The 20,441-nt window shown below is 41.3% G+C and carries 9 protein-coding genes; all 9 read right to left on the bottom strand.

The genetic code is table 11. The features are described from left to right. Positions 1 to 5: 5 nt before the first annotated feature. Entirely contained in the window at positions 6 to 1,319 is a 1,314-nt protein-coding gene (fahA, locus tag PCIT_RS02160) for a fumarylacetoacetase (protein ID WP_010361560.1), read from the bottom strand. Positions 1,320 to 1,429: 110 nt separating this feature from the next. Further along, positions 1,430 to 2,476: a 4-hydroxyphenylpyruvate dioxygenase gene (gene hppD, locus PCIT_RS02155; RefSeq protein WP_010361562.1), complete on the bottom strand. Its 1,047-nt coding sequence runs from the start codon at positions 2,474 to 2,476 to the stop codon at positions 1,430 to 1,432. 450 nt (positions 2,477 to 2,926) lie between these two features. After that, positions 2,927 to 4,360 (bottom strand): peptide MFS transporter, encoded by a 1,434-nt coding sequence (locus PCIT_RS02150; protein WP_010361563.1) that lies wholly within the window; start codon positions 4,358 to 4,360, stop codon positions 2,927 to 2,929. Between the two features lie 260 nt (positions 4,361 to 4,620). Then, the gene (locus PCIT_RS02145; protein ID WP_010361564.1) at positions 4,621 to 5,832 is read right to left on the bottom strand and encodes a DUF642 domain-containing protein; all 1,212 of its coding nucleotides are present in this window, start codon (positions 5,830 to 5,832) and stop codon (positions 4,621 to 4,623) included. 162 nt (positions 5,833 to 5,994) lie between these two features. Continuing rightward, the gene (locus PCIT_RS02140; protein ID WP_010361565.1) at positions 5,995 to 10,071 is read right to left on the bottom strand and encodes a capsular polysaccharide biosynthesis protein CapB; all 4,077 of its coding nucleotides are present in this window, start codon (positions 10,069 to 10,071) and stop codon (positions 5,995 to 5,997) included. Beyond that, positions 10,061 to 14,353: a hypothetical protein gene (locus PCIT_RS02135; RefSeq protein WP_010361566.1), complete on the bottom strand. Its 4,293-nt coding sequence runs from the start codon at positions 14,351 to 14,353 to the stop codon at positions 10,061 to 10,063. Before PCIT_RS02135 ends, PCIT_RS02140 begins: the two co-directional genes overlap by 11 nt. Continuing rightward, positions 14,332 to 15,084: a hypothetical protein gene (locus PCIT_RS02130; RefSeq protein WP_010361567.1), complete on the bottom strand. Its 753-nt coding sequence runs from the start codon at positions 15,082 to 15,084 to the stop codon at positions 14,332 to 14,334. The genes PCIT_RS02135 and PCIT_RS02130 overlap by 22 nt, the downstream gene beginning before the upstream one ends. Next, positions 15,071 to 17,347 (bottom strand): hypothetical protein, encoded by a 2,277-nt coding sequence (locus tag PCIT_RS02125; RefSeq protein ID WP_010361568.1) that lies wholly within the window; start codon positions 17,345 to 17,347, stop codon positions 15,071 to 15,073. The genes PCIT_RS02130 and PCIT_RS02125 overlap by 14 nt, the downstream gene beginning before the upstream one ends. Beyond that, a complete protein-coding gene (locus PCIT_RS02120) occupies positions 17,334 to 20,438 on the bottom strand; it encodes a poly-gamma-glutamate biosynthesis protein PgsC/CapC (protein WP_238347984.1) in 3,105 nt (1,034 codons plus the stop codon). The genes PCIT_RS02125 and PCIT_RS02120 overlap by 14 nt, the downstream gene beginning before the upstream one ends. Between the last annotated feature and the right edge of the window lie 3 nt (positions 20,439 to 20,441).

Raw genomic sequence — 20,441 nt, 5'->3', positions numbered from 1 at the left:
TCGGATTATTTTGCAGGCAAAATAGTCCCTTCAACAGAACCAAACCCGATACGGTTGAAGCCTTCAGCTTCACACCAACCACGCATGATCACGGTGTCACCGTCTTCTAGGAACTTACGCTCTTCACCATTAGCTAGGGTAATACTTTCTTTACCACCACGAGATAGCTCAAGTAATGAACCCGCTTCTTCGTGATCAGGACCAGATTGTGTGCCAGATCCTAGCATGTCACCTGGTAAGAAGTTACAGCCATTTACAGTGTGATGAGTGACCATTTGTGCCACCGTCCAGTAGCTATGCTTAAAGCTAGACTCAGATACTTTGCTTGGTGCCTGATTCTCAGCACGCATCTTTTGTGTTTCAATAGCAACGTCCATTTGAATGTCGAATGAACCTGATTCACGGTTTTGCGCTGACTCTAAATACTCAAGCGGTTGAGGATCGTTTTCATCACGTGTCCATTGTGTACGATACGGCGCTAGAGCCTCGGTTGTTACAATCCAAGGTGAAACGGTTGATGCAAAGTTTTTGGCTAAGAATGGGCCTAAAGGTTGGTATTCCCAAGCCTGTAAGTCACGCGCTGACCAGTCATTAAATAGGCAGAAACCAAATACATGGTTTTCTGCGTTTTCAATAGCAATGTGCTCACCGAGCTCATTACCTTTACCTAGGTAAATACCTAATTCTAATTCGTAATCTAAACGCTTACATGGACCAAAAGACGGTGCATCAGCGTCAGGCGCTTTAGTCTGTCCTTTTGGACGAGGGAACGCTTGACCAGATACATCAATAGATGATGAGCGGCCGTGATAACCGATTGGTACCCATTTGTAGTTAGGCAAAAGGGGGTTATCAGGACGGAACAAGCTACCAACAGCGGTTGCGTGATAAATTGACGTGTAGAAGTCAGTATAGTCGCCAATATGACATGGCATTGAGTACTCAACGTCAGATTGTGGAACTAAAGCACCTTCAAGTGCACTTTTGTGCTCAGAGCCTTCACGTAGTGCACGAGACAATGCTAAACGAAGTGCAGACCAATATGACTGACCCATACCCATAAATTCATTTAAAGCTGCTGCGTTAGCTGCTGTAACTGCACTGTGTGCTTCACCTGAGAAAATACCGGCTTCTGCAACAACGGCTAAATCTAAAACTTGGTCGCCAATGGCAACACCACCACGGAACTCTTCGCTGCTATTAGTGCGGCGAAAAATGGCAAAAGGTAAGTTTTGAATAGGGAAATCGGTACCTGCTTGGTTTGCGCTCGCAACCCAGCTAGTTAAGCTATTATCGTGTGTTTCGTTAATAAAAGACATCATCTTTCCTGTTTAACTAAAGTTAAGGCTATTTTGCCTTAACTTAAATAGAAAAGCAGCTTACTTAGAAATAAGTAAACTGCTTGTACATAGTTGCTTATAAGCGAGCGTTAAAGTACGCCGCGACGCTCTTGATCACGTTCAATTGATTCGAATAGCGCTTGGAAGTTACCTTCACCAAAGCCACCATCATCAACACGTTGGATCATTTCAATGAAGATTGGGCCGAAGAGATTTTTTGAGAAAATCTGTAGTAAGTAGCAGTTTTCACTTTGGCTATCTACTAAAATCTGGTGCTCACGGATTTTTTCTTTGTCTTCTTTTACCCAAGGTACACGATCGAAAATTGTATCGTAATATTCAGGGATGATATCTAGTGTTGCAATGGTAGATTGATCAAGTTGATCAAGTGAGCCTACTAGGTCATCAGTTAAGAATGCAAGGTGCTGTACACCAGGACCATTGTATTCATTTAGGTATTCATCGATTTGGTTATTATCGTTGCCTTTACCTTCATTAATTGGGATCGAGAAAGTGCCACAAGGCGACTTAAGTGCATATGAGATAAGCGCTGTTTTTTGGCCTTTGATATCGAAGTAACGTACTTCAGTGAAACCAAATACGTCTTTATAGAAGTTAGCCCATGTTTCCATCGTGCCTTTATAAACATTGTTAGTAAGGTGATCGATTCGGATGAACCCTTTATCTTTAACAATGCGTTGCTCTTCTAAATCAACAAAGTCGTTGTTGTAAATAGACCCTTTATCACCAAATACATCGATGAAGTAAATAAGGCTGTCACCAATACCGTAAATTGCTGGGTAAGGTAAGTTTTTGTGCGTTGAATCAGTCGCAGGTTTTGCACCACGCTCAACAGCAACTTCAAATGCTTTTTGTGCGTCTTTTACTCTCCAACCCATAGAGCATATCGCTGGGCCGTGGCTTTTAGCAAATTCAGCAGAGAACCCTTCACGCTCATTATTCAGTAAAAAGTGAATGTCGTTTTGGTTATAGTAAGTGATATCTTGATCTTTAAATGTCTTTAGTTTTGAGAAACCAAAGTCAGTAAAGACTTTATCCATATAATCAGCGTCAGGTGTTGCGTATTCAGTAAACTCAATACCAACCAAATCTAGAGGGTTATTTTCTTCACTCATTGTCTTGCTCCAGCAATTAAGCACGTTAGATTGCTTGTTAGATTTATTCTCGTTGAGTGGATAATTAATCAAAATGAGACAAAGGGGAAGGTTTAGGCATGATTTCGCTGTGATGCTCTTTGTAAATTTACTTGCACAAAGCCACTTTAAAGCGATAGTGATTCTGACACATTGAATGAATGAAATTAAAAGTCGCGTGACTTTTTACTTTTTGAGTTAGTGAATAGCTTGTACTCTGGTTTGAGTTTCTTTTTAGTTGTTGTTAATTAAGAGGTTTTTAATTTTCAGATATTATGCGATTCGAAAAGTCAATTATGGATAAAGTGTGACAGATAGGGCGGTTGCCATGTTTGCGTGTAAATAATTCGATACACTTTGATAGTGATAGGTTCGTATAGACAAAAAACCACGCCAATAGGGCGTGGTTTTGTTGATGTATAAAGTATCGAATTACTGCTTAGTGGCAGAGATCTCTAGCTCTTCAGCTAATATATGTTCTTGTGTATGTGGTTCGTGGTTACCTTCAGCACCATGCATCCATTCAACGAGACGGTCACTCAGCATATACATTGCAGCAGCTGAAATTAGCGCTGTCGCGCCTAACCCAATGAAGATGCTCATGGCATTATTCATTGCTTCTTGGCCTTCACCTAAGAATGAGCCAACGAACCCTGCAATTTTGTTTGCAATCGCTGTACATAAGAACCAAATACCCATAAGCAGAGATGCTAAACGTAGCGGTGCCAACTTACTTACCATAGACAACCCTATTGGAGATAGGCATAGCTCACCAAGTGTATGGAATAAATAAAACAGGACTAACCACATCATGCTGATCTGCAGTGACCCTTCTCCAGACCCTTCAGTGATCAATGCTAGCATCATGGTTAAGAAGCCTAGCGCTAGAAAAACCAAAGCCATGGCAAATTTTACAGGGGAGTTTGGCTCACGCTTATCTAGCTTGAGCCAAATCATCGCAACGAGTGGTGCAAAGATAATGATAAATAATGAATTTAAAGACTGGAACCAAGATGCTGGAATTTCAAAGCCCATCAGCATACGATCAGTATAGTCATTAGCGAATAAGTTCATCAAACCACCCGCTTGTTCAAAGCCCATCCAAAAGATGATACTGAATACACTCATAGTGAAAATAACTTTAATTCTGTCTTTTTCAATGCGTGTAAGAGGCTCTTTAGTTCCTGTTGCTGATTGTGCTTGAGAAAGCTTAGCGGCAGGTACAACTCCAATATCGCCTAAGTATTTTTTACTTAATAGCATCTGCATGATCACGGAGATAACCATACCAACACCTGCAGCAATAAAGCCAGCTTGCCAATTCACCACGGCAGCAACGTAGCCTGCAACTAGTGGACCTAGCGCGCCACCAATGTTGATACCCATATAGAAGATAGTAAATGCACCGTCACGACGCTTATCACCTTCATTATATAAATCACCAACCATGGTTGAGATGTTTGGCTTGAATAGACCATTACCTAAACACAGTAGTGCAAGGCCAAGATAAAATACATTTTCTTGCATACCGGCAACTGCGCTGTGTGGTATACCCATAATGAAGTGACCAAGCGCCATTAAGATACCGCCAATAATAATAGCTTTACGCTGACCTAATACGTTATCTGCTAACCAGCCACCAAACAGTGGGGTTAAGTATACGGCCATGGTAAAAGTACCATATAGGCTAAGGGCATCGGCGTTTGACCAGCCAAACCCGCCATCTTTGGTCATTGCTACGAGGTATAAAACCAATATGGCACGCATACCATAATAGCCAAAACGTTCCCACATCTCTGTGCCGAATAGCAGGAACAAGCCTTTAGGGTGCCCTAAAAACTCACCTGCTTTAGGTAATGAACTCATAAATACTTCCTAATTAAATCAAATGTGTTGTGTGGCCTTATAATTATCATGACGCAAATATACGTACTTGAACGGGTGGCCTAGTTTTTATGTATTTCCGCTAGTTATGACGAACATAACGACTAACTATGCAAAAAAGGTGCGTTAGTATAACGAGCAGCTTGCATTTGGGGAAGACTTTAGAGGCTTTGTACCTCTAAATAGGCAATAAAAAAGCCAGTCAATTGACTGGCTTTAAGATAAGTAAAGACTAACAAAGCTTAATTACAGTAATCATCCACAAACGTTAAATCATTAACGTGTGATGCAGCATCCATTAAGTAAGTTGCCACTGCAGTCGCTGGATTTACTGAGTAAATTTTTGCATTTTCGCCCGCATTACGACCAGAAACATACAAGGTCCCATCGTCGCCTATGGCTAAACCTGCTGCCCAGTTAATGCCGTGGTCGCCAATTTTATCAAGGCTCATGTCACCGTCATCAATCGTATAAAGCGATTGGCCAGTTAAAACATATAATGTGTTGTTGTCAGCAGAGTAGGCAATGTCACCATGTTTAAAGTCATCACCAGAAAAGCTCATTTTACCTAAAACTGTTTTCGCACCCGTTTGCAAATTAAAGTCGTACATGTACGTTTTACTGGTTGAACGCAGTGACTGACCGTCAGGCGTCACAGCAGAACGATAAATTGGGTACGAGGTTGCGTCGGCTGCTTCACTTTCGGTGTTGCTCGCTAAATCAAGCGTCCAGAGTTTTGACGCTTTCGTGCTTTTATCTTGCTGTTCCATGAAATACAACACGCCATCTTTACTGGCAATGTTAGATGCAGTGTGAGAAACACCCGTTAATTTGCTGTACGTGCCGTTACTCACATCAAAGAAATATACGTAGCCTTCTTGGTCCGAACCAAAGTCGTTAATACCAAACAACCCAGTTAAGCAGGCACGGTTTGCAATTCCAGTAACAGATACATTATCGATGAAACCACCATAGGAGTCAGACGTGCCTGTTCCTGTAAATTTGAGTTCGGTAGCCGCTGAACTTGCTGTAACGCTTACTGAAATGTGCTGCCAGCCTCTAGATGTACCGTTTAAGCTTGCCACTTCAGCCCCGTCCCAATAGACTTTTGCTTGGTTGGTGTCACTGTTGTTATCGACGCGTGGCGAGTAGTAAAAGCTTAAAGTATAGGTTTGGTTAGCTTGCGTAGAGAGGGTTTGCTTTACGCTATAGTTTGCCGTTGAATCGAGTTCTATGTATTGGCTGCCTTCTTGTGGTGTAATGATCCCCAGGGTATTGGTTTGAATCTCAAACCGAGCACCATCACGTTGCCAGCCTGTCATATTATCAAGCAGGGTCCATGTCTTGGAAACAACATCCTGTTCAAATGAACCATTGGTCACCAAATTATTCGCAAAAGCTGAATTAAGCGAAACAAGTGATGCCAAGCTCAAAGTAAGAAAAGATAGTTTCATATAAGACTCCAAAAGCAAGAAACTGTAAGATATAAAGCGTACAAGTATAAATTTCTAATCTTATTGTCGTATTTTTTTATGTCGTGGTCAATTAAACGACAAAAAAACGCACGATGATATTATTCCTCACCTATGGAATAAACTATTTCTAATCCTTTTTGATTATTTTTCTTTTGGTAATGATAACCAGCCCGGTTTCTGTCCCCGGTTTAGCTTGGCTAAAACTGAAATTGCTTTTTCAATAGTGATACGTTGTTGAGCAATATCTACATAGACCTGCTGTGCTGTTTTTTTTCTTTTTACTGCGGCGCCAGCATCTAAAAATGACTCAATCACCTGCAGAACAAAATTGAGTAGCTTTGAACGGCGTGCTGTGTGTGCATCATTGTTGATCACCGTATGTGCATGGGTTAGCTTTTCCTTTATATGGGTTATTTCAGCTTGGCTAAATTCATTTTGTGCATGTGACAATGCCGCGATGCTAATTAGCGCGTTATCAAGGTAGTCGGTTTCTAACACACTGAATCTGTCCTGTTGGGCAAACTGCATCAAGAGGTCGCGAAACTCAGCCTGATTTATTTGTTTGTTTAAAAGCTTTTTACATAGCTGGTGAGTTTTTTGATATTTCTGCCATGCATAAACATAGTTTAATCCGGCCCCTTTAATGTTTTGCATACCGACAATAAGTTGGTGTTGATTGTGACAAGCTAGCTGGCTTATTTTTATGGTGAGTGCATCAGGTGTGATGTGTGGATTATCAATCATGACACAACGCTGGCTAAACAGTGTGATAAGCGGTTTCAGATCTGGGATGGTGATGGTCTGAGCTTTTAACTCCCTTAAGGGCTGTAATAGTGTAAAGTGGGCAAAGCTGAGCGTTAAGAGATCAATTTGTCTTTGATCATTATCTAGCTTATTCGCCAACGCAGTTTTTAACGCCTCACTGCTTTTTAAATCATCATGAGAGAGCGGATCATCAGGAAAGGCCACATTGGCTTTGTCTAGCCAGTCGGGTATATCGGTTGCGATATTAAATTGTTGTATGAAACGCTTTAAATCAGCATCGTCTTGGTTGCTAATAATACGCGCTATTCGTGCTTCAAGTGCTTGCTCTAAATAAGCATAAAAACCATCGACATTGCTGCCGACGACTACGACATAATCAAAGCTTAAATCTTCAATGACGATTTGCGCAAACACTTTAGAACGAGCTACTCTGTCATTGCGGTTGTTAATTAGGGCAATGGTTTGAATATGGGGGAGGTCATTCATATCAAACAAACCCAAACGTCGCCAATTTTCTAATGTGGCTAAGCGTTCATTGGCAGACATACTATTAACGAATGATTGTTTTATAGTGCCAATTGGCGCGGCATCAAAATGTTGTAATACGCCAATATCAGGAACAATACGCTCAGCAGTTTCTTTAAAGACAAAGTCTTTTTCAATGCCAATATATTGTGCCATTTTTACCACGAGCGCGATATTATCAGGGTGTTCATCATATGGATAAAGCGCTCGTATATCGGGGGTGATTTGAAAACCATCGCCCCAATGTACTTGAATTAATGTGGTGTCATTTTTTGTCGCCGCTTCATTGAGGATGGGCATCATCGTTTGCTCAGACGTAAACACCTGCGTATTTTCGCCAATGAATGCTGACATTTCACGCGCCACATCTATACCTGTTGGGCCGAGTATGTCTTCGTGATCTGGATACGCATTAGTGATGGTCGCAAAGTTGTCTTGCATCCAGCGTCGCAAAATTTTCACATATCTGGGTGTTAACCCCATACACTCCCATAAAAACACATCTGCTTTTACTGAGGTTGCAAACGCAAGTACATCACTTTGCTCCCATATACTGGCTTTGTCAAAAGGCCTAAATAGTGGGATCTCACATTGTTCACCAGAGCTTTTTGAGTAAATCATCATGGCTTCGCAGCCGGTGGTTTTGGTAATAACCCGCAGTGCTAGGCTACTAAATAGCGCCGCTTTTAAGCGTTCCGTACCTGATTTCCCCCTGGTGCCCCAGCCACCAATACTGACCGGGATATGTTTGCGATTGTTCATGATTTTACGGCTAATAAAAATGTGGCGCCCCCAGAAGTAGCCAATAAAGCCAACCACAAAGAACACCAGTTGAGAGAGGGTATTTTGATAAATCGAATACAGATATTCTTTAAAACTAAGCCAAATATTGAGTAATGGGGCAGACAAAGCGAGTCGTTCGAATAGCTTTTTTATACCAGGCTCAACAGGGAAGCTGGCGCCTTCTAAGTTGCCATATGCTTTGAATAGTAAGGTAAAGCCTAGGGCATTAAGCTGTGCAATAAACCGCTGTTGCTCTAATTCGTTACCTTTTCGGAGCTTATCTAGGGTCTTAAAGTGATGGGATATGTACCAGTATGCTTTGGCTCGTTTCCATAAAGATGTAGGCTTTGTGATCTCTAAAAAGCCATCTGGTGTGTAACTTTTTGCTGGGGCGGTTAAGTTGTCCTGACTTAAAATAGACAGTAAGTAGTCAAGTAAGGGGATGTGTGGTCGTGCACTGAGTTCTGATAAGTGATATAGAGGCTCTCCTGGCACATTGGTCTCACTGATTTCTGCTACGGTACAGCTAGGCACATGCAATTCGGCATTCGGCTTTTTTGTAAGTACATGACTAAAACTTTGCCGCTTGTCTGTGCTTGGATGAAAAAACTCATGCCAAATACGCCAAACTCGTCGGCCCATTCTGTATCCAATTCGAATAGTCCAAGCATTACCACTTAGCTTGCCGTTAAAGGCGTGCTGCTGTTGTGCTCTGTAGCTCAGTGCTCTACCTAATGCTTCATGCTGTGTATCCGCAGGTAACTTGATATTGATCCCTTTGGAAATTTGCGTATCTAGTTCAGCGATGAGTGTTTGTTGGTAGAAGCTCGATAATTGCTCTCTTGTGCGTGTAATACAGCGTTTAATGGCAATGCTCTGAGTAACCGAGAGTGCCACATTGAGGTGTTCAATAAATAGCTTAAAAACTGCATTCGGATCATTACTTTCTAATTGCATATTGAGCATGATGCGAGCGCTTTGTTCTAATGCAATACGTTTAATAGCGATACTGTCTGAGCCATCGATTACTTTGCGCCATAGTTCAAATGACAGCGAGTCATCACAAAAGCGCGCTGCTGAAAGTTGTTTAATTATCGTGAATCTTACAGCGTCACAACTCTCTTCTACGAAGCGTGTTTGCAAAATGTTTTTTGCCAATTGGTCAGAAAAGTGTTTAATTTGTTCTAGCAGCGCTTGACGCACGCGTGGGTAGGGGTGTTGAGCACACTGTATGATCAGACGCTCATCTTGCACACTCAATATGCTTTGTCGACATAATACTTTAGGGATCGCACTAAGAATAAAAAGCTGGTCATTATCCTTTGCTTGATGTGGGTAACTATGAACCGACTCATCGAGTAATGCCCACATATGACTGCGAATAAAAGTCGGCCTTTGGTGAATTAAGATCTCTAAAATATCAATGGTGGCTAGATAGGGAGTATTGGTATTCTCGAGCTGCTCAATGAGCTTTGCAATGAGCTCTGAGTCTAGCTCTGGGTCCACGTTGCATTCATGAATTAAAGCAACCTGATTGACTAATGCCCGGATCATACCATGGCGAACATGCGCATTTGGGCTGGCTTCTAAAAGCCGTAAAAAGAAGGGTTGTAAATCAAGTTTTTCCCATGTTTGGGTTAATAGCGATTCATTACTTTTTAAATACCGCTTTGTAATGGCACCCAGCTTCGATATAAGAAACTTCAAGCTTTGCTCAATATCTGCCACTTGGCTTTGATAGCGACTAATAACCGCTCCCTCATCAAACCATCGCGAAAATGCGACTTTATCTGCTTTCAGTTGCTCTGGCGTGGCACCAAGTTCTTCTGCATAGTTGAGGACATGCAGCTCTTTTTCGGCATCAAAATCTGCTTTTGCTAATCGTTCGATGAAGTTTTTATATCCTGCTTCAAGGCTCTGTAAATTGGCATGAAGCTGTTCAATTTTATGACGCAAAAAGGCAATCGTTTGCAGTTGTAACCAGTCTATTTGGTGTTCAGCCTCTGGTTTGTGCTTAATTAACTCCCAGTTTGCTAATTCATCTACCAAAGTTTGATACTTGTGATGGTACAAATTTAACCAAAACTTCTCAGTATCAGCAAACAGTAAGGTTTCAAGGTGTTGTTGTAATTTTTCAGTGGCCATAAATATCTTGTTCAGCAAAGTGTGAAAGCTGGAGTGATTTAAATAGAATCTCGTCGTGTGCAAATGGTGTAAAACCGGTATTTTGTAAATTGCCTAAGTTAACTTCAAAGCCAATGGCATGTTGATTATTAAACCAGTCTTGAGTCCAACTGAGCTTTACCCAGCCCGCCGTCGTGTCACTAAAGTCATACAGTGTTTGCCAGCTCAATTGGGTTAAATACTGCCAGGTGTCATTAGGCCGATTCTCATCTGCGAACTTGTAAATACTCTGTAGTTGAGCGCTGAAGATTTGGCCTTGATAATATTGCTCAACGGTAGCGTTAAAATAGACATTATCAAAAGATTGCCAATCTTGGTTAGCAATCCCCCCCATGCCTAAGCTCACTTGGTTATCGACCCAAGGTTGATATCTATATTCATACTCAGCTTGCCAGCCATGCATATGATCTTGGCGGTAGAATCCAAAAATACTAGGGTTAATTTTTAAATCATCAAGGTACTCTTGGGTACTGACACTGGTGTAATAATAAAATGGTTGCCACCACCATTGATGCCGATGACTTTTATCATTACGCCAACTCTCACCGATACGAAAACGCGCTAAGCCCGCATAGTGGCTCTGCGATAGGGCACTGTTATCTTGCCAGCGGTTAAATAGAGCAGCTTCAGTAAACCAATGGTTCTTGTTGTCTTGCCAGTTGTGAATGGCATTAACAGCGTAAGTATCATAATTTTGGTTATTTAATGAGTAGGCGGCCTCAACTCGATACCAATGCTGCTTATTGTTATTACGCAATCGAATACCAAAATCTAAACTATGATTTGCTGGTAAGGGTTCACTGGTTTCGAATATTCCAGAGCGGCCGTAGCGCATAAACCCCTCTATGTGCGTTAAATTGCCATCCATAGTTAAGGTGTTATCTATAAACGTTTGTGCCACGGGTTTTTGTATTAGCTTTGGTTGTTGCGCCACAAGGGGGGTTACGGGGGGTGATACAGATAGTTTGTATGTTTTCGGTTTAAGTTGCCAGTTAAATACACGCGCAAGCTTTGAATGTGTACTAGGTAAAATTAATTTGCCAGCAGGGTGAAAAACGATTTGCTCAGAGCGCTGCATGTCGTTGATGGTTTCAATCTTTAATACCTGGTCTGTCTCTAACCGTAATATGGTGGGGTGCTGTTTTGTCGAGAAATAAAACAATTGTTTAGTATCAAGAGCAATTTTTTGCCATTGGCCTTGCTGAAAGACTTCAATGCTGACATTGAGTAACTGAGACACATAAGGGTTTATCCAATTTAAACTAATGTGAGAGTGTGCGCTTTGCTCCTCAGTTAGTGCATACTCCACAGCTCCATTGGGGGTTACGGGCCATACTACTTGTTGATTGGCCACTTCAATCAGTACATTTGCATATTGATTTGGCTGTAGCTCCGTTGGTGCAAACGTAAATTTGAGCTTGATTGGCAAAGCGTGAAGGTCACTAATGTCGAGATGTAAAGTATGGTTGGCGCGTAATAAAACACCATTTAGTTGTATGTTTTTGCTTGAATGACGGCTAATTTGCTCGGCTAAACTGCGTTTTAGAATAGCATCAGAATCTATTAATTGGGTCCCCGCATAGTCACTATAGCCCTTACTTGCTTGCCAATGACCAAAGTGCTCAACACGGCTCATGAGTGTGGCGAGGTTTGCTGGTACCTTTTCATTTGCCATTCTCGCAAAGAGTGAAATGAATTCATGTTCCAGTAATTGTGCTTTTTCTAAGCGCCACAATGCATTGGTGAGTAATGTTTGTAATGAAATAGAGGGGGTATTAATGAGTTCATCAAATGGTGTAGAAAACAAAAAGTCTACACTGTCGGTGTGCGATTGAGGCGTATCCATATGACTTTTATGCAATGTTCTAATACTTACAAAGCTTTTAGGTTCACTATGTAGATAGATGGTCTGTCCTTTCTTTAGACTGATGATACTTTCACTGGCAATGGAGAGCCGAGCGCCGAGTGCAGGTATTTGAGCCGTTGAGGCAATATCTGAAAACAGGGGAATTATTGATTGCGTCGCTTGTGTATCAATATGTAACCACTGCGTACCACTTGTAGCTGAATCCTGCCAAAGTGCTCTGGCTCGCAGTTGTAACTGGATATCGCTGGTGGCTTCTAATGAGATGCTTTTCCCTTGTGAAAGTGAAAATGCTTTATACTGACTGGTTTCACCTAAAATGGTGTTGGTCCCGAAATGTGTGATCCGATAATGATCTGTTTGTTGTGGAGGAGGTGTCGTTAAACTTCGGTAATTGGTGACCTGAAGCGGAGTCGGATCTAATGACAGAACATCTTGTTGGTCGTGCACTGACCATAATGCATCTAAATACTTTTGTTGTGATAAAAATAGCTTTTCAGTAATGCTATTACATTGTTTTAACTCATTTATGAAGGCTGCACAGAGGCCTTGTAGCTGATAACTATTATTGTTTTTTTGATAAAGAGTTATCAATTGTGTGGCTGCAAATTTCTTTAATCGCAGGTCAAAAGACCGCAATAAGCCTTCTAAATAGCTCTGTGCTAGGCGCTGTTGATTTAAGCGTTCTAATGCTTTAATTCGTAACTGCCAAGCATTTTTCTTTACTGCAAAATTAGGGCTCGCTACCAGCTGTTTGAGAATTGGGAGGGCTTCTTTAGGGTTGCTGTGTAAAAATTGTAATGCATTGCCAAGCTGGCGGTGTTCGTTTACATGGTTAAGTTGAGTGTCTTGAACGGCTAATGATAGGCTTTGCATTGGTGCCATATAAGGCGTTATGCCATTTAGGTAGGCATTGGCAGTACGCTGACTTAAGGTATTTAAGTGTGTGTACAAAGCTGGTAGTTTTTCTTTTAACTTCCCTTTTTGTATGTATAGTAACTCGTTATTGGGTAACGGCAATAAGTCATCAACTTGCACAGCAAGCTCAACGGTTTTATTATTTTCAGTTAAAAACCGAATGGTGTTTACATCAAACGCAAGTGGCAGCGTAATTTTAGAAAAGTGCTGATCAGCCTTTAATTGAAAATTAAAATGCTGATCAGGCGTTTCGGCTGTTAATAGCACATCCTCAGGAGTACGAGCGAAGAGGGTGATATAGTTTCTCACTCGATTTAGGTTTGCCCAATCAAAAGAGAGTGTTTTATTGAGGGTGTGAATTAATATATCTTGTTTTACTGTACTCGGGTATAAATGGTTAAGTACTTTTCGTGGCGCGTGTTTTACGTTAACTTCCCTGACAACTGAGCGTGTTTTTACTGGTGTTTTGAGTACGTCAGGCCATATAAATCTTTTCGTACTGATGGTCCCGAGTAAGTCTTGGTGACGCTTTTTTTCAATAGGGTTTGCTCTGGCAAAATTAAAATTCAAAAAGCCATCAAATTGAGCACTGATATATATGTGAGATAATGTCTCGTCGAGGTTCTTGACCCAATATGGGTTAAACACGCTTTCATCGTACTTTTGTGCCACACTGGCATCGTTAATTCCTCGATGCATTTGTTCTAATTTGATCAGTGCAGGACCATGACTTTTTACCGTTAAATAGCTGCCTTTTGGCACTGCAATGTAGTCGGTAGTGGCAGTGCTGACTTTGTTATTTATATATTCATTGGCATGTTGGTTAGCAATATTAATAATACTGACAGGTTGTTGGTTCACATAAAGACTTACACTGCCGTTATCTACTAATGACTTTAGGTTTTTTCTTACCGTGACTTTTAATTTCTTTGCCTGTGAAAAGTACGTGGTAACTTGTTTGTTATTAGGTAGCTGATAATAGGTTTCATGATCTTGTGCCAGAGCGAGTCTTGTTGTTTTTAATGGTAATTTAAGACTGCGACGAAAAGGTGATATATGAGAATGATAATACCCCAACCATATTTGGTAGGTGTGTTGTGCCTCAGTCGTATTACGAAACTTGATAAGTTGATCTGTATGCATAACTGGCAATTGGCATCGCGCTTTATGACAAGTTAATTCTTGTAGGGTCATTTTTCGCATAGCTAAGAGTGTCGAACCTTGCCATATTTCTATGCTTCTTAATAGACTAGCGGGAATGTCTAACCATTGACCTTGACCTACAAATGCAACTTGTTGAGCATAGGGATTAAGACGAAGGTATTGCGAAGGCGTTGACAGGTGCTGCACCGCGCTTGGTAGCTGTAACCAAATGGGTGCAGTTTTTAGCGGTGTCTCAGAGCCTTTTGCTTGTAGGGCCCAAAACAAAACAAGGAAGCTTAAATAGTACGGCTTAAACATGTCGTAAACTTTTTCAATAGTGATGGATTTTGACGTAAACGGGAGCGTGTTACCTTGTTTAACTCAATATGTATAAATGAATGTGGCTGAAGACCAAGCTTATGGACAATATTTTTTGTGCCACCGAGCTCGTTAATCGATGTGCCATATAAAAAGGCATTAAACCCCAGCTGACTAAAGCAAGTGGTAAGCTGCTTCCCGGTTAAATTAGAGGTTTTACCCTGACTAACAATAACCTCGGCACTTTTACCTTGCTTAGTGCGTCTTTTTTTATTGCTGAAACCATGTATTTGAAATACTTTTGCATTGATATTATGGGCTTGATAGGCAACCAATGCTGCATTGTGGATATTATAGGGTCGCTTTGAGAAGTCCATCGGATAAGTGTCTGGGCTTTTTACGTAGCGTTGGTGCGAGTTACTCACCATTACCTGGCAAAGGGTATCGTAAATAAATTGGCCAATGGGTAAAGTACCCATGTCAAAAAACTGATGAGGCACCGACACAACACAGCGTTGATTTAATCGATTAAAAAACACATGGCCACCGCCATCTTGCATGGTCGTTGCGCGCAACATCCATTGTTGACCTGACTGCTGAAGTTGCCAGGGGGTGATAGCCGCTGGAGTTTTAAACCACGAGAACATATCTTTGTACAGTGGTTGTGTATAATTACTTAATGCGCAGCTTGAGAAAAATACGCATATAAGGTAAAGACTAATTGGTTTCATATAACCACCATTTTGCTTGTTTTTGTTGTTCTGTTGTTTCTTCTAATACGCTTATCCAAATATCTTGCTCTGCTTGTATCGTCAATTTTTCTAATAGTTTTAAATCGTTATTAATCGGTACTGTAATTGAAGGATAGCTGAAAAGTGCGGTTTGAGCAGGGTGAAGTAAAAAACCGGACTCTTTATTTGCATCGATTAACGCATAACGTTTTTGTAAAATTGTATACTCATCGGTGACGAGATTTGAAAATGTGCCCTTGAGTACAGTATTGAGTGATACTGGCTCTGGCTGTGCTTTATTTAAGTAGGTTTTGATCACCACAGATTCTGGCCGTTTATTAAAGCGCAGTGTTAGAGGAGTTCCTTTTTTTAGCCGAAATAGGCGTTGTTTAGTCCACTTTCTATGACTACCAAGGTTTGTGTAGAGTTGCGTATTCAGAGCTTGTCTTGTTATTTCTGGGTCGTGAGCGAGTTGTTCAAGGGGATACTCACTATAAAAAGGGGGTGTGTCTGAAAGCATGATAATACGAGATTTTGCTAGCTGGGCAGCTGCTGGCATTGTGACGTCTTTTAGAGTTGATATTGCTGAAAATTGAAAGTCTGTTGGCGGCTCTGCTGGTTGAAAGTATTTCGATGTACTTTTGATCAATGCGGTGTTTGAGCGCGGTAGTATGGCCGTGAGGTCAGTACCATAGTAATACGTTTGTTCAATATTTATTTCTGGAGGGGACTCGAATAAGCGCACATTTAACAACTTTTGTTGCTCTGTGAAGCTAAAATCGTTTTCCGCTTGTTGGGAGAACCAAGCGCCGACCTCGGTAAAAATAGCGGGGTCTATTTGGCAAAGGGTGTCACATAATGCGACTTGATAATGAAACTGTTGTTCACGAGACTGTAATTTCACCCCAATAGCATGTTGGCTGTGAATTGACAAAAAAGTACCGCCTTTTGGTATACGTAAATAAAATCGTTCTGTATCGGTGGTTATATTTCGAAGTGTGTCTGGGGTGATAACCCGATCAAACAAGGCTTTCTCACCTTTGAGTTGTATTGAGTGTGTGGTGAGTAGTTGCTTTGCTTTGTCATAGACTGACACTGATACATGGCTATTTGGTGGGCCTCTAAATTGCAGATTAACATCACTATTTGGGGTCACTAGGTAATGTGCTGATAGGCTATTATCTACTTGATAATAATAGCTATGTAATGGTGATACGGGCGTTGAGTCGGCTAAAAACCAACTTGATTGTACGGAGGTTGAGGATGTGATCACGATAAGACCTGGTGGTACATCTGCAAATAGGTATGTATCAGCGAGTGCTAGTTTGCTAAACGGTAACGGCTTTGGTGGCTGTTGTTGTTTCAAGTCGTACCATGTGATGCTGACATCCTCAATATTTCCTAATATACGTGCTGAAATATCACCCGATTCATAGACTCTGAATGACGCTGACAGCTTGTCATTGGTGTAAAAACTATCAAGGTCGAGTTGTTGCGCAGCAAAGTCATATGTGAGTACGTGATAGGGTAATGTTTCATACAATGTATCTGCTTTAAAGTCTATATCGGGCACTCCCTGAGGGGCGAGTTTCAGCCAGTCGAATGTTACTGCATTGCGTATTTCTTGGGTGGTGATCGCATTGATGCCTATGGTGTGGTAAGCAATGGTGCGTTCACGCCACTCAACAGGAAGCTTGAGCCAAGCTCGATTCATATCTTCGGTATCTATAGGGGTTTTGGCGTGGATCCTGACAACAACTCCCTTTAAAGCGGGATCTTCAGGGATCACTCGCAATGCAATACGACTGGCATTAGTGAGTTGTTCGCTACTAATATAGAAAGACTGCCCAGACGAGACCGATAATGCGGCTTTATTTTCAATGATTTGCTTAACTTGCTGTTGCTCAGCATCTAGCGCTAGCTTAGAGGCATGATGGTATACTTTACTGGCAAGCTCGACATTGTTTTTATCAAATAAGGTATACTCTATGGCGTAGTTGATTGGTTTATCAAACGCGACTTGTTGAGCAAAAATCGCATTTGATAACACACGTAAATTATAGGTTCTCGAAGGCGAGAAATTATAAATAAGTGGCTTATCTTGCTGTAACCAGTGTACGTTAGAGCGAGTTTCTTTATCTGAGCGCTGTGCCATAGGCTCAGCTGATTGCAACCATAAATAAAAACGCACACCAAACCACACTATGGTAGCAAGTACTATTAACCACGCACTGATCCGCAGTAACCACTTAATGTAATACATGTTTACCTCCACTTATGGCGGCTTGATACATGGCTTGGTCAATGAGTTTATTTCTGGTAGGTAAATACAGTGCTATTAACGCATTACTTTTTTTGAATGCAATGGCCAGTTCATTCTCTGGTTGTAATCGTGTTGCCTGTATCGTGCAGCGACTATACACTTGACAGTAATGTGTCAGCAGCGGTAAATGCTGTGATATGGCGTACTCGCTGGTTATTTTTCGTAGCTGATGAAGGTCTTCTTTGGGTATCTTTGTCCAGTCATATGGGCCCAGTGTTGTCAGTGTTAAATTGGTTAATTGGGCGACCTCTGAAATTGCTAGCAGTCTTTGCAATAGTGCTTGTTCAGAAATGGAGAAGTGTTGTTTAAAGTCTGATGCGAGCCACAATGTAGCTAATTCGCTATTGGGTGCAAATAGTTGATAGCCCGTTTGCGGCGAGGTACCAAGTTCAAGACCTCGGGTTGCAGTTTGTCCTTCAACAACTTGGTGCGCTACACCAAGTTTGGTCAGTGCTTTACGCAAATCTCTAAGAATGTGGTTCTGTCGAGAATGAGGGTGTGTAAATTGAAATGCAATAGCACTGGGTCGAATGTGAGAAGGTGCACTATGACTGCGTATTTGTAAGTTCATTATGCCTTTATCAAAGTCATGCCTTAACGCACTCTGATGCACAATGTTGAATAAAGACTTAACGTTAGCTGGAGTCATTACGTTAGCACTGGGGTTTGCATATGGATGAGCCCCCGCGACCGAGAGTATTTTACCTTGCATATGAGAAAACAATTTAGCCGAAAATTTTAGAGTATTACTTTCAAACAAAGGGCGGGGTACTTGAATATTTAATGATTTAGCTGGGTTTAAATTTATGAAGTAAATCCCTTGCCCGCGCTCAAAAAACTGTTGCTCAGGTATTGGGGCAACCATCAGGTAACGACCCTGTGGGGAGTTCATTAAGGTCAGTTCGTAGCCTACCATTTTGGCGATATTATTGATTTGGTTTAGTCTGTTTTTTATGTTGTCGTTAAGTACCCGTGTGTTTAAGCCGTCAGCTAAAATGTAGAGTGGGCGAAGGATTTCAAACTCCCACAGTGCGGCCTCATTATTGGAAAGTAACTGAAAGTGACCACTGCCCTTAGCACTAATATGAGGAATATAGCGCTCAATAGCACTTTCTAAAGATTCGTTAGACGTAATGATTGGCGTTTGGTTTATTTGACCATTGGCTAACGCCACTTTTGACATTAATGATGTGTAATTGGCTGTGGTCAAAAATACTTCTAAGAACTGTCCTAAAAATTGCCCGCTAGGTAAACCAAATGCACTCGCTAAGCCAAATGCGCTGTTATTACAGCTAAGTAATTCTCGTAATTCTTTCTGGCTAATTGCATTAGGCAGTTGATTGTATGCCCATAACTGGCATTGATGTACAAATGGGCTGCTATTTAAAACACTTTGACTACGATTATTAATTTCTCTGACCTGCAGGATTTGCTCTGTATCAAGTGCATTAATAAATGCTTGGTAATACTTACTTTGTTGACTAGAAGAGCTGGCACTTAAAGACTGAGTTTGTTGAGTACCAAAAAGCAATGAACCACTTTCAAGATGGGAGAATAGCAGGCCAGCAGCATCACTCGCGAGGCGCTCTGATGAAGGGTGAGGTACCGTTATAAGAAGCTTTGATATTGGCTGTTTTGCCATAATAAATAAGCCTCTGAGCGAAAGCTTTCTAGCATCTTGAATGTAAATATATTTATCATCTTGGCGTAGCTGGAAGTCGAGCTTCATCAGCATTGCTCGGGCATCATTGAATATTTGCGGGTTTTGCCGGTCTCTGTTTAAAATCCGTACTGCAGATTGAAATTGTTGTAACTGCTGACTTTGTTGATATTGGCTGATTTCAATTTGGTTTTTTTGATCGGTATATAAGTAACTTTTATACTCACTGATCATATGAGTAAGGCCACTGGCATCGTTTTGAGTTTGTAGCTCCTTGATATGAGACGAACCAAACAGGGAAGGCACAAACATAATGACGAAGCCAATAGCGATGGCGATAAACCCGCCGACAACGGATGTTTGAAATGTGGCGCGAATGACTAACCCTAAGGCACTTTTTTGATATATTTTTAATGCCAATAAAGTTGAAAGCATATAGCCAAATGCAAACGTGTCTGTGACCTTTAAGCTAGGATAATATTGGATCACAACATAGTTGAGAATGAGTTTATAGATAAAGCCAATATTAAAGAAAAACAGTAATAAACGGGCACCTTCAAAATTCGCATGACGTAAACGAGTAAAGTGCAATAGCGCACTACCCATAATTAAAATAACGGCGGTTTCAGCAAATGACGTAATGAGTTTGCTCGGCTGCATTAATTGCAAAGCCAACAAAGCAGGCAGCATGATGCCATTAAACTCCCAACCATATTTTATATTGGCTCGCGATGCGATAAAGGCTGTAATGACTAAAATAATGTAGGCTTTGGGCGCTGCGATGATAGATGCTGCAACGGCTTCATACATGATAGCCAAATTGGCGATACTAAAGTTACTGTATGGCATAAGCACAAAGCGTACTATCAAGTAGGTAAGTAACAACTGGATAAGCGTTACTTTTGCACCATAGCGAAAGCCCCCGTTCCACATTACATTAGCGGTAAGGGCGATGATAACAAGGCCTAAACTATAAAGTTGTGATGCATAGTCAAAGGTAATATCCCATTGAAAGAATGCAGTTGCAATGGTGGGCCAAAATAAGGTATCCATGGTAACGCGTACTAAGATACTGATCAAAATGATGGCAAAGAAGCGGTCACGGCCAAACATTTCAGCAAAACCAAAACGTTCCATCATTGTTTTAGCGGATAGTTTCATCACCAAGTAGACAATAATGGCCTCTATCAGAATAACAATGGCTGATGTAGGACTCACGATAAAAAGCGGCACTAAATATCCGGGGACGACTAAGCCCGTAAGCGGAAAACCAAAGCGTAGATTTAAAAAGCAGACTACCCCGATACCAACCCATACGGTAGTAATTACCGATTGCCCCAGGCCACCTCCGCTTGGGAATATATTGAACATCCA

Origin of the sequence: Pseudoalteromonas citrea (assembly GCF_000238375.3) — a bacterium.
Classification (GTDB): Bacteria; Pseudomonadota; Gammaproteobacteria; order Enterobacterales; family Alteromonadaceae; genus Pseudoalteromonas; species Pseudoalteromonas citrea.
This window is presented reverse-complemented; position numbering and strand designations above follow the sequence as displayed.